The organism is Streptomyces lanatus (genome assembly GCF_014655715.1).
GTDB lineage: Bacteria > Actinomycetota > Actinomycetes > Streptomycetales > Streptomycetaceae > Streptomyces > Streptomyces lanatus.
The window spans coordinates 1-12,312 of record NZ_BNBM01000025.1 but is presented as its reverse complement, the minus strand read 5'-3'; the positions used below and the strand labels follow the sequence as shown (position 1 = coordinate 12,312).

Below are 12,312 nucleotides of genomic sequence, written 5' to 3'. Positions count from 1 at the left end.
ACCATGGCAAGACAATGGCGGGCCGGCGCGGCCGGCATAGCGATCCTCGGCCTCACCCTGACCGCCTGCGGCGGAGCGAAGGTCGGTGAGGACAGCGCGGGCGGCTCGGACAGCTCGGGCAAGTGCGGCACCTTCAACCTCGCGGTCAACCCGTGGGTCGGCTACGAGGCGAACGCGGCCGTCATCGCGTACGTCGCGGAGCACGACCTCGGCTGCAAGGTCACCCAGAAGGACCTCAAGGAGGAGATCGCCTGGCAGGGCTTCGGGACCGGTGAGGTCGACGCCGTCGTGGAGAACTGGGGCCACGACGACCTGAAGAAGAAGTACATCACCGACCAGAAGACCGCCGTCGAGGCCGGCACCACCGGCAACAAGGGCCTGATCGGCTGGTACGTGCCGCCGTGGCTGGCCAAGGCGCACCCGGACATCACCGACTGGAACAACCTCGACAAGTACGCGGCCGAGTTCAAGACGTCCGAGTCCGGCGGCAAGGGCCAGCTCCTCGACGGCGACCCGTCGTTCGTCACCAACGACGAGGCGCTGGTGAAGAACCTGAAGCTGGACTACAAGGTGGTGTACGCGGGCAGTGAGACCGCCCTCATCCAGGCCTTCCGCAAGGCGGAGAAGGACAAGGAATGGGTGATCGGCTACTTCTACGAGCCGCAGTGGTTCATGTCCGAGGTGCCGCTGGTCAAGGTCAAGCTGCCCGAGTACAAGGACGGCTGCGACGCCGACGCGGAGAAGGTGAACTGCGACTACCCCGTGTACGACCTGGACAAGATCGTCAGCGCGAAGTTCGCCAAGTCGGGCAGCCCCGCCTATGACCTGGTGAAGAACTTCAACTGGACGAACGACGACCAGAACGTCGTGGCGAAGTACATCGCGGTGGACAAGATGGCCCCCGAGGCCGCGGCCAAGAAGTGGGTCGAGGCCAACCGCGCCAAGGTGGAGGCCTGGATCAAGTAGAGCCGTACGACTGAGCAGGGCCCGGTAGGCTGCGCCCACAGCCGACCGGGCCCTCACTCTTCAGGGTTACTGATATATTTGAAGTATGTCAGAGTCCAAGATGCTGGTGCCGCCAGTTCCACGCGAAGGAAGAGGTGGCCGGAAGATGAGCAGCCCCGAGGTCTCACAGGTCACCGACTCGGCGCCGGTGTCATTGGCCGACCTGGCCTACGAGCGTCTGCGGGACCGACTGGTCATGCTCGACATCCGGCCCGGCGAGCCCATCAACGACAACCAGCTCGCCGCGGAGATCGGCGTCGGACGCACCCCCGTCCGCGAGGCCCTCAAGCGGCTTGAGACCGACCATCTGGTGGTGTCCTACCCGCGCCGGGGCACCTTCGCCACCGCCATCGACGTGACCGAGCTCGGTGCGATCTCCGACATCCGCGAGCAGCTCATGCCGTTCGCCGCACGGCGGGCCGCCGTACACGCCGGCAACGCCATGCGGGACACGCTGCGCGCCGAGGCCGAGGAGGTGCGGAGCGGTGAGAGTCGCCCGCACGGCGACCGCACCGCGATGATGCGGACGGACATGTCGCTGCACCGGCTCATCTACAAGGCGGCCGGCAACCCCCACCTCGAGGACGTGCTGATCCGCTACGACAACCTGGCCACCCGCATCTGGTGCCTGGTCATCGACCGCCTCCCCGACCTCGCCCACCACATCACCGAGCACGCGGACCTGCTCGACGCCGTGGCCGACGGCGACGCGGACCGCGCGGAGCAGCTGACCAGTGAGCACATCGCGGGGTTCGCCCGGGAGATCCGGGGCGTGCTCTGACGGGGCCGTAGAGCGGTTTCGCCCTGCCGAGCTGATGTCGGCAGGGCGAAGTGGGTTTCAGGGCCTGGTCGATCAGAGGTCGAACAGGCCTTTCGGCTTCTCCGGGACCTCGGGCTGCTCCGGCTCGGTCTCCGGTTCGACCTTCGGCTCGGTCTCCGGGACGTCGAAGAGTGAGCGGGTTGCGGGGGCCGGGTCGGTGTCGGGTGGGGCGAAGAGTGAGGGGGCCGGTTTGGCTGGTTGCGTCTCGGGCTGGGCGAAGAGTGAGGCTGCTGGTTTGGCTGGTTCGGTGTCGGGCTGGGCGAAGAGTGAGGCGGCTGGTGCGGCCGGTTGGGTCTTGGGCTGGTCGAAGAGTGAGGCTGCTGGTTTGGCTGGTTCGGTGTCGGGCTGGTCGAAGAGTGAGGCTGCTGGTTCGGTGTCGGGCTGGGCGAAGAGTGAGGTGGCCGGGGTGGCCGGTTGGGTCTCGGGCTGGTCGAACAGTGAGGGCCCCGCGGCGCTGGAAGCAGTTGGTTCGGCGGGAGCGGTGGCGGGGGGAGCCGGGGGCGTGGGGGTGGTGGGGGTCGTATCGGGCTTGGTCGTCGTCTCGCCGCCCTTGACCGACGCGAGCAGCATCTGGGCCACGTCGAGGACCTCGACCTCCTCGCGGGCCTCGTCCTTGGCCTGGAGGGCCGTGACGCCGTCGGAGAGCATCACCTGGCAGAACGGGCAGCCCACCACGATCTGATCGGCCCCGGTGCCGACGGCCTCCGTGCTGCGGTTCATGTTGATCCGCTCGCCGAGGCTCTCCTCCATCCACATCCGGGCGCCGCCCGCCCCGCAGCAGAAGGACCGCTCCGAGTTGCGTTCCATCTCGACGTACGAGGCTCCCGGCAGCGCCGACAGCAGTTCGCGAGGCGGGCTGTAGACCTGGTTGTGCCGGCCGAGGTAGCACGGGTCGTGGTAGGTGATCGACCGCGTGGTGGTGCCCGGCTCGGGGGCGACCGGCTTCAGCCTGCCCTCACGCACCAGACGGTTGAGCAACTGGGTGTGGTGGACGACCTCCAGCTCGATGCCGAACGACTTGTACTCGTTCTTCAGCGTGTTGAAGCAGTGCGCGCAGGTCGCGACGACCTGCTTGACCTTGAACTCCTTGAACGTCTCGACGTTCTCCTGGGCCAGCGCCTGATAGACGAACTCGTTGCCGGAGCGGCGGGCGGAGTCGCCGGTGCAGGTCTCGCGGTTGCCCAGGACGCCGAAGGAGACACCGGCCATGTGGAGCAGCTCGGCGACCGCACGCGTCGTCTTCTTGGCGCGGTCCTCGTAGGCGCCGGCGCAGCCGACCCAGAACAGCCAGTCGACCGACTCCAGCGACTCGAGGTCCTTGCCGACCTCCTTGACCTCGAACGGCAGACCCTTGGCCCAGTCCATGCGGGCGCTCGCCGCCATGTTCCAGGGATTGCCCCTGTTCTCGAGGCCCTTGAAGACCTGGTTGAGTTCGGCGGGGAAGTCCGACTCGATCAGCACCTGATAGCGGCGCATGTCGATGATGTGGTCGACGTGCTCGATGTCGACCGGGCACTGCTCGACACAGGCGCCGCACGTCGTGCACGACCAGAGCACGTCCGCGTCCACGACGTACTCGCCACCCTCGGGGTTGTAGGCCCCCTGGTCCGCGGCGCCCTTGCCGATCAGGGCCCGGTCGGTGTGTCCGGCCAGGCCGGCGGCCTTGAGGTAGGTGTGCTCGCGCAGGCCCTTCATCAGCAGTTTCGGCGACAGCGGCTTCTGGGTGTTCCAGGCCGGGCACTGCGACTGGCAGCGACCGCACTCGGTGCAGGTGGTGAAGTCGAGGAGCCCCTTCCAGGAGAAGTCCTCGATCTTCCCGACGCCGAGCGAGACGTCCTCGTCCAGGTCGTCGATGTCGTCCAGGGTGATCGCCCGGCCCTCGACGGCGAGCGGCTTCACCGCACCCAGCGCCGTACGGCCCGAAGCCTCCCGCTTGAACCAGATGTTGAACCAGGCGGTGAACCGGTGCCAGGCGATGCCCATGGTCAGATTGCGGCCGATGACGATCAACCAGACCATCGCCAACGCGATCTTGAAGAACGCGATGAAGTACACGAGGTTCTCGTTGGCGCCCTGGCCGACCGGATAGAGCGCTTCACCGATCCAGGAGGAGAGGGGGAAGTGCGCGCGCGTCGCGTGGTCCTGGTCGACGAGGTGATACTCCGCACCTCGTATGAACAGGATCGCCGCGCCCTCCAGCAGCGCCAGGTACTCCACGAAGTAGGCCTGCCAGAACGTCGAGCCGTAGAACCTGCTCTTACGGCCCTCCCTGCGGGGGTGGTGCTTCTGCCGGTAGGCGATCAGCCAGACGATGCCGACGGTGCTCAGCGCCCCGATGAACTCGCTGAACCACTCGAAGAGATACCAGTGGCCCACGATCGGCCACGCCCACGTGGGGTCGAAGAGCTGGACGTACGCGCCCGCCACCGCGGTGCTCAGGAACAGGAAGGCCGCGAACACGAACCAGTGCATGACGCCGACCCAGGTCCACTGGAGCATCCGGGTGTGCAGCACGGTCTCCTTGAGCATGGTGACCGTTCGAGCGACCGGTTCATCGGTGCGCCCCGGACTCGCGGGCCCGCCCATCCGGACAACCCGGAGCATGCGACGTACCGCAGGGACGAGAACGAGGAGGGCGGCCAACGTGAGTGCGGCCGACGCCACTAGGGCGAAGATCTGCATCAGGGTTCCTCAGGGAGTGCCCGCGCCCCGGAAGGGGCGCGGGGCTGCATCGATATGCGGCTCCGCCGCGCGGGCGCGACCAGCCACAACGCACCCGCAGGCGACATTCGGCCTTCCAACGGAGCGCGTCTTAGCCGCGCACCCCACGCGACTTCAGCTCCTCGATGATCGCGGGCAACACCTCATGCATATCGCCCACAACGGAGTAGTTCGCCTTGGTCATCATCGGCGCCTCAGGGTCCGTATTGATCGCGAGGATCGTCTTGGACGACGCACACCCCGCCCAGTGCTGAATCGCACCGGAGATCCCGCACGGGATGTACAGGTCCGGGCTGATCCGGGAGCCGGTCTGGCCGACCTGCTCGTGGTGGGGACGCCAGCCCAGCGAGGTGACCACCCGGGACACCCCGACCGCGCCGCCGAGCAGCTCGGCGAGTTCGGCGACCGCGCCGAAGCCGTCCGCACCGCCCGCCCCGCGTCCGGCTCCCACGACGACCTTGGCGGACTTCAGCGAGCCGGAGTGGTCGACCTCCTTCGTGCCGGTCGACACGACCCGCGCCAGGAGGTCGGACTCGGCGACCTCGGGGGTCACCTCCACCCAGGCGGCGGGTGACGCGCCCGACACCGGCGACGCGGCCCATGAGTGGCCGGCGACGGTGAGGATCGCGGGCCGCTGGTCGAGCGTCATCTCCTCCATGGCCGCCCCGCCGACCACCTGCCGGGTCACCACGAACGGCGCCAGGCCCTGGAACGCGGTCGCGTTGGCGGCCATGGGCACATCGAGCCGGGCGGCGAGATGCGCCAGCACCTCGTTGCCCCGGGGCGAGCCCGCGGCGGTGACCACGACCGAGCCGGTCGACTCGCGGATCGCCTGCAGTGCCGCCGCCCAGGCGGCCCCGGCGTACGACGTGAACGCCTCGCCCACCGCGTGATGGACCTCGGCCGCGCCGTGCGTGCCGAGTTCGGCCGCCAGCGCGTCGCGGTTCTCGACCGCGCCGACCACCACCGCGCGGATGGCGATGCCACCGCCCTCGGCCGCCAGCGCCCGGGCGAAGGCGAGGGTCTCCAGGGAGATCTCGCTCGCGGCGCCGTTCTCGGTCTCGACAAGGACCAGAATCATCGGGTCACCCCCAGCTTTCCGAACAGGTCGGCGACCGCACCGGCCGCCTCCGGGCCCTCGCCCAGCACCTCGACCGTCGACGGCGCGGGCGGGGGCAGCAGCAGCCGCACCCGGCTCGCCCCGACCGGCTCGGCCGACAGGGGCCGGGTCTCGATCTGGACCTTCTTGGCCGCCATCCGGCCCCTCAGCGTCGGATAGCGCGGCTCCACCCCGCCCTCGAGCACCGTGGCGATGGCGGGCAACGGCGGCGAGTAGGTCTCCTCACCGTCGGGGCCGTCACCGCGGGCGGTCAGATGGCCGTCGGCCACCTCGACCGTCGACACGCCGTTGACCACCGGCCGGCCGAGCGCGTGGGCCAGCCGGATGCCCACCTGGAAGTCACCGCTGTCGGCGGCGTCGTTGCCGAGCAGGATCAGGTCGTACGTCGTCCCCTCGGCCTCCTTCTCACGCACCACGTGGGCGATCTCCCGGGCCACGTCGGCCGGGCCGAGCCGGGTCGGCTCCGCCTCCACCAGTACGGCCGCCTGGCAGCCCAGCGCCAGCGTGTCCCGCAGCTGCTCGGTGGCCTCGGACGGGCCGACCGTGAGCAGTGTGACCGTGCCGCCGGTCGCCTCGACGGTCTGGACCGCCAGCTCGACCGCACAACTCTCGTGGTTGCTCACGGTGAAGCCGACGTACCTGCCGTCGACGCCCTGCTGGTCGTCGGTGAGCAGGACCTCACCGGAGGAGTCGGGGACCCGCTTGATACAGACCAAAACGTTCGTCATCGTTCACCTCTCCAGGCTTAGCGGATCCGCTCGTTGGCCGGGTCGAAGGGCGGGGTGGCGTCGTTGCCGATCACGGTCACCGGGTACAGCTCCTCCATGTAGGAGACCGCGAGCTCGGTGCCGACCCGCGCCTGATCGACCGGCAGGTACGCCAGCAGCAGGTGCTTGCCCAGCGAGGGAGCCGAGCCCGCGGTGGTGACGTATGGGTGGTGTCCGTGTCCGTCGACCAGCGTCCCGCCGGAGCGGGTCAGGATCGGCTCGCCGCCGAGCATGTACCGCTTCACCCCGGACGCCGAGGTGTGGTCGTCCACGGACAGGGTGCACAGCACGGTCGCGGGCTCGGCGGCGCGCTGCGCCAGGTAGGCCTCCTTGCCGATGAAGTCGGCACCCTTGACCTTCGGCCGCTGCATGCCCGCCTCGACGATGGTGCGCTCGCCGTCGAGTTCGAGGCCGAAGGCGCGGTAGGCCTTCTCGATCCGGCCCGTGGTCACGTAGACGCCGATGCCGACCGGGCGGGCGCCCAGGGGCGCACCCGTCGCGAGCAGCTTGTCCCACACCGCGGCGGCCTGGTCGAAGGGGACGTACAACTCCCAGCCGAGCTCGCCGACGTAGGAGATCCGGGAGGCCAGCACGGTGATGCCGTCGAAGTCGATCTCGCGGCAGCTGAGGAAGCCGAAACGGCCGTGGGACACGTCCGCGTCGGTCAGCCGAGCGAGGATGTCGCGGGCCTTGGGGCCCCACAGCCCGATGGTGGAGACCTGGTCGGTGAGGTCCACCAGCGAGGCGTCGTCGCCGAGTTGGTCGGCGAACCACTTCTTGTCCGCCATGCCGTGCGCGCCGCCGGTGACGACCCGGAAGTGGTTCTCGCCCAGGCGCATCACGGTGAGGTCGGAGCGGAAGCCGCCCTTGCCGTCGAGGACCGGGGTGTAGATCACCTTGCCGACCGCCACGTCGCACTGCGCGACACAGGTGCGCTGTACGGCGTCCAGCGCGCCGGGGCCTGTGATGTCGAAGATGGCGAAGGCGGTCAGGTCGATGACGCCCGCGGACTCACGCATCCGCAGGTGCTCGGCGTTGACGATGGGGCTCCACCAGCGCGCGTCCCACTCGTTCTCGCGCGGCATCACCCGGTCGCCGTACTCCTCCAACAGGTCGGCGTTGGACCCGTACCACTGCGGCCGCTCCCAGCCGACGGCCTCGAAGAAGACCGCGCCGAGCTTCTTCTGCGACTCGTGCATGGGGGAGAGCCGCTGCTCGCGGTCGGACTCGTACTGCTCGGCGGGGTGGACGATGCCGTAGGTCTTGATGAACGACTCGGTGGTGCGCAGCCGGGTGTGGTCACGGCGCTTCTGGTGGGGGTAGAACCGGGCGATGTCACAGTGCGAGATGTCGATCTCGCTGTGGCCCTGGACCATCCACTCGGCGACCGCGCGGCCGACGCCGGGGCCCTCCTTGATCCACACCGCGGCCGCCGTCCACAGCCCCTTGACCTCGCTCTCGCCGAGGATCGGGCTGCCGTCGCAGGTCAGCGAGAGCAGGCCGTTGATCGCGTACCGCATCTCCGCGCCCTCGGCGCCCAGCAGTTCGGGCATCAGCTCGTAGGCCTGCTCCAGCTGCGGGTCGAAGTCGTCGGAGGTGAACGGCATCTCGGTGGGGCTGAGCTTGGACTGCTCGATGCTCGGGATGTCCTCCGGCTCGTGCAGGATCGCCCGGTGGGCGTAGGACCCGACCTCCATGTCGGCGCCGTGCTGACGCTCGTAGCAGAAGGTGTCCATGTCGCGGACGATCGGGAAGTTGATCTCGCCGGGCAGCCCGGACAGCTGCGGGCAGGGGCCGACGGAGATCATCTGGTGGACGGCGGGGGTCAGCGGGATGCTGACGCCGGCCATGTCGCCGATCTTCGGGCTCCACACACCGCAGGCGATCACGACGTACTCGGCCTCGATGTCGCCCTTGTTCGTGCGCACCCGGCGGATCCGGCCGTCCTCGACGTCCAGGCCGGTCACCTCGACGTTGGGCACGCTGGTCAGCGCGCCGCTCTCGATGGCGCCGTCACGCATGATCGTGCCCGCGCGCAGCGAGTCCACGACGCCGACGCTCGGGGTCCAGAAGGCGCCGATGAACTGGTCCTCCTCGATGAACGGCACCTTCTCCTTGACGAAGGCGGGGGAGACCAGCTGTGACTCGATGCCCCAGGCCTTGGCGCTGGACATCCGGCGGCGCAGTTCCTCCATGCGCTCCTCGGTGCGCGCGATCTCGAAGCCGCCGGACTCGGTGAAGACGCCCAGCTCCTTGTACTGCCGCACCGAGTCCAGCGTCAGATCGGTGATCTCGCGGGAGTGGTCCACGGGGAAGATGAAGTTGGAGGCGTGACCGGTGGAACCACCGGGGTTGGGCAGCGGGCCCTTGTCGAGCTGCACGATGTCGCGCCAGCCGAGCCGGGCCAGGTGGTGGACCAGGCTGTTGCCGACGATGCCGGACCCGATCACGACGCATTTGGCCTGCTGGGGGACCTCTGCCATGGGAACCTCCTCAAGTGACACGCGACTGATATACCAGTTGTGGTGACGCTATATGGCAGGTCGTCGGCGGTCAAGGGTGCGAGAGGGAGTCGGTCGCGCCCGGAGGTGGGCGGCAGGGTTGACAGATCTGTCGTATATCAGTTGGGTGTCAGTCGTGCATGAGATGGCGATGTACATCGGGATACGCCCCGCTCCACGGCCGCACCGAAGGAAAAGGAGCACCGCCGGTGAACGCACAGCTGCTCGACGGCAAGGCGACCGCCGCCGACATCCGCCACGAACTCGCCGAACGCGTGACCAAGCTGACCGCCACGGCCGGCCGCACGCCGGGCCTGGGCACCGTCCTGGTCGGTGACGACCCGGGCAGCCGTGCCTACGTCGCCGGCAAGCACCGCGACTGCGCCCAGGTCGGCATCGCCTCCATCCGCCGGGACCTGCCCGCCGACGCCTCCCAGCGGCAGGTCGAGGACACGATCGACGAGCTCAACGCCGACCCGGACTGCACCGGCTACATCGTGCAGCTCCCGCTGCCTCGCCACCTGGACGCCAACGCCGTACTGGAACGCATGGACCCGGCCAAGGACGCCGACGGCCTGCACCCCGTCAACCTCGGCCGGCTCACCCTGGGTGTGGAGGCCCCGCTGCCGTGCACCCCGCGCGGCATCGTCGAACTGCTCCGCCGCCACGAAGTGCCCCTCGCGGGCGCGCGGGTGTGCGTGGTCGGCCGGGGCATCACGGTAGGACGCCCCATAGGCCTCCTCCTCACCCGCCGCTCCGAGAACGCCACCGTCACCCTGTGCCACACCGGCACCAAGGGCCTCGCCTGGCATGTCCGCGAGGCCGACATCGTCATCGCGGCGGCCGGCTCGCCAGGGCTGATCACCAAGGACATGCTGCGCCCCGGCGCGGCAGTCCTGGACGTGGGCATCACCCGCACCGAGGAGGGCCTGGTCGGTGATGTGCATCCGGAAGCCGCGACGGTCGCCGGATGGCTCGCGCCGATGCCCGGCGGCGTGGGCCCGATGACCCGGGCGATGCTGCTGGCCAACGTGGTCGAGGCGGCCGAGCGGGACACCGCCGCCGTATGAACGCGCAGTCCGTGAGTGATCTCCGTACGTTCCAAGGCGGGATTCCTATGACCTCCGTGGCCCAAGCCGCCACCGCTCCCCACCCGCACGGGCTGCCGCGACCCGGGCGGACGCTGGTCATGGGCGTCCTGAACGTCACCCCGGACTCGTTCTCCGACGGCGGGCTGTCGTTCGCCGCGGACGCGGCCGTCGCGCACGGGCTCGCGCTGCTCGAACAGGGCGCGGACATCGTGGACGTGGGCGGCGAGTCCACCCGGCCCGGCGCGAGACGGCCGCCCGTGGAGGAGGAGTTGCGGCGCGTCCTGCCCGTCGTCCGGGAACTCGCCGCGGCGGGCGCGGTCGTGAGCGTCGACACCATGCGGGCCGAGGTCGCCGCCCGCGCGCTGGACGCGGGTGCGCGGCTGGTCAACGACGTCTCCGGAGGCCTCGCCGACCCCGCGATGCTGCCGCTGATGGCCCGGGCCGGCACGCCGTACGTCGCGATGCACTGGCGCGGGCACTCCGCGGGCATGCAGACGAAGGCCGTCTACGGCGATGTCGTCACCGAGGTGCTCGACGAACTGCGGCTGCGGATCGGCGCCGCGCTGAAGGCGGGGATCGCGCCGGGCCAACTGATCATCGACCCCGGGCTGGGCTTCGCCAAGGAGTCCGGGCACAACTGGGAGCTGCTTGGCCGCCTCGGGGAGGTGCGGGCGCTGGGCCTGCCCGTCCTCGTGGGGGCGTCACGCAAGGCGTTCCTGGGCCGACTGCTGGCGGACCCGACGACGGGACGACCCCGCCCGGCACCACTGCGGGACGCCGCGACGACCGCCGTGTCCGCGCTCGCCGCCGCGCAGGGCGTCTGGTGCCTGCGCGTGCACGACGTCGCCTCGACGGCCGACGCGGTACGCGTGACGGCTCGCTGGGGCGCCGAGCCGGCGACCACGCAGCACCTGACGCCATGAACGCCCCTGTGGAACCTCGCCGTTGCGAGCTCGGCGGTGCGGGCTCAGCCCAGATAGCCCATCCGGTGGCCGATCTCCTCCGCGCCGTCGATCAGCATCGGCGCGATGGTGTGGATGCGTTCCTCGGTGAAGCGGTACGTGGGACCGGAGGCGCTGAGCGCGGCGACGACCTTGCCCTCGCGGGACCGGATCGGGGCCGCGATGGCGTGCAGGCCGATTTCCAGTTCCTCCAGCGCCAGCGCGTATCCGCGCTCCCGCGCCTCGGCGAGGTTCTGCTCCAGCTTCGTCCTGGCCGTCAGCGTGTGCGGGGTCATCTTGCGCACCCCCGACTCCGCGAGCACGCGCGTGCGTTCCTTCGCCGGCAGGTGGGCCAGCAGGATCTTGCCGCTCGACGTGGCGTACACCGGGGTGAGCTGCCCGACCCAGTTGTGGGTGCCGACGGCGCCCGGGCCCCGCACCTGATAGAGGTTGACCGCGAAGTGCTCTTGCAGGACAGCGATGTTGACCGTCTCGCCGATCTCCTCGCTGAGCCGCTCGCACACCGGCCGGCCCTGTTGGGTGATGTCGAGGCGGCCCGTGACCCCGCCGGCCAGGCGCACGATGCCGAAACCCAGCCGGTACTTGCCCCGCTCGGCCGTCTGCTCGACCAGGCCGCGCGCCTCCAGCGCCCCGAGCAGACGGAACGCGGTCGACTTGTGGACGTCGATCTCGGCGGCCACCTCGCTGACGCCCGCGTCGCCGCGCTGGGCGAGGATCTCCAGGACACTGATGGCGCGGTCGACGGACTGCACCCCGCTCACCGCGTGACCCGTTGTCTCGTTATCTGCGGTGTGGTTGCTCATGACGCAACTATAGGCATGGGGTGCGTGGGATCGCAGGGGGTTGTGCGGGAGGGCTCGGACGCCCGGATCCCGGCACACCCGACTCCCTCGGCCGCCGGCATGGTCGCACGGCCGCACCGCCGGCGGAAGACCACGGTGCGGTTCCCGTCGTGTCCACGCGTCATCCGAACTCGATCCGCGACACCTCCCCCTGTCGAGAACCTCGCCGACGCCCACGCCGCCCACCGCACCCACACCCGAGGAGACCGTCGATGACCCTGTTCAACCAGTCCCTGCACGAGGTCGACCCGGCGATCGCGGCCGCGCTCGATGCCGAGCTGGAGCGTCAGCAGTCCACCCTGGAGATGATCGCCTCCGAGAACTTCGCGCCCATCGCGGTGATGGAGGCGCAGGGCTCGGTCGCCACCAACAAGTACGCCGAGGGCTATCCCGGTAGGCGTTACTACGGCGGCTGTGAGCATGTCGATGTCGCCGAGCAGATCGCGATCGACCGGGTCAAGGAGCTGTTCGGCGCCGAGTACG

General features: G+C 69.6%; 8 protein-coding genes and 2 pseudogenes. 5 read left to right on the top strand and 5 right to left on the bottom strand.

Going from position 1 to position 12,312, the window contains the following annotated elements; translation table 11 throughout:
* Window positions 1-3 precede the first annotated feature (3 nt).
* Window positions 4-966, top strand: a complete 963-nt coding sequence (locus tag IE325_RS41875; protein ID WP_190075447.1) for an ABC transporter substrate-binding protein — start codon at window positions 4-6, stop codon at window positions 964-966.
* Between the two features lie 145 nt (window positions 967-1,111).
* Window positions 1,112-1,786, top strand: a complete 675-nt coding sequence (locus IE325_RS41870) for a GntR family transcriptional regulator (protein WP_190075446.1) — start codon at window positions 1,112-1,114, stop codon at window positions 1,784-1,786.
* Between the two features lie 540 nt (window positions 1,787-2,326).
* Here IE325_RS41870 and IE325_RS41865 read toward each other — a convergent pair.
* From IE325_RS41865 to IE325_RS41850, 4 genes and pseudogenes are all read right to left on the bottom strand, one after another.
* Window positions 2,327-4,507: pseudogene (locus IE325_RS41865) on the bottom strand ((Fe-S)-binding protein); the annotation flags it as partial.
* Window positions 4,508-4,637: 130 nt separating this feature from the next.
* Window positions 4,638-5,627, bottom strand: a complete 990-nt coding sequence (locus IE325_RS41860; RefSeq protein ID WP_190075444.1) for an electron transfer flavoprotein subunit alpha/FixB family protein — start codon at window positions 5,625-5,627, stop codon at window positions 4,638-4,640.
* The gene (locus tag IE325_RS41855; RefSeq protein WP_190075443.1) at window positions 5,624-6,394 is read right to left on the bottom strand and encodes an electron transfer flavoprotein subunit beta/FixA family protein; all 771 of its coding nucleotides are present in this window, start codon (window positions 6,392-6,394) and stop codon (window positions 5,624-5,626) included. Before IE325_RS41855 ends, IE325_RS41860 begins: the two co-directional genes overlap by 4 nt.
* 17 nt (window positions 6,395-6,411) lie before the next feature.
* On the bottom strand, window positions 6,412-8,916 hold the full coding sequence (locus IE325_RS41850) for a GcvT family protein (RefSeq protein ID WP_190075442.1): 2,505 nt from the start codon (window positions 8,914-8,916) through the stop codon (window positions 6,412-6,414).
* Window positions 8,917-9,143: 227 nt separating this feature from the next.
* Here IE325_RS41850 and IE325_RS41845 point away from each other — a divergent pair, with 227 nt between their 5' ends.
* Window positions 9,144-10,004: a bifunctional methylenetetrahydrofolate dehydrogenase/methenyltetrahydrofolate cyclohydrolase gene (locus IE325_RS41845; RefSeq protein WP_190075441.1), complete on the top strand. Its 861-nt coding sequence runs from the start codon at window positions 9,144-9,146 to the stop codon at window positions 10,002-10,004.
* A gap of 47 nt (window positions 10,005-10,051) precedes the next feature.
* Window positions 10,052-10,948, top strand: a complete 897-nt coding sequence (gene folP / locus IE325_RS41840) for a dihydropteroate synthase (RefSeq protein ID WP_373315338.1) — start codon at window positions 10,052-10,054, stop codon at window positions 10,946-10,948.
* Between the two features lie 44 nt (window positions 10,949-10,992).
* Here folP and IE325_RS41835 read toward each other — a convergent pair whose 3' ends face one another.
* Entirely contained in the window at window positions 10,993-11,790 is a 798-nt protein-coding gene (locus tag IE325_RS41835) for an IclR family transcriptional regulator (RefSeq protein ID WP_190075440.1), read from the bottom strand.
* Window positions 11,791-12,041: 251 nt separating this feature from the next.
* Between IE325_RS41835 and IE325_RS41830 the strand changes: the two are divergent.
* Window positions 12,042-12,312, top strand: a pseudogene (locus tag IE325_RS41830) (serine hydroxymethyltransferase); the annotation flags it as partial.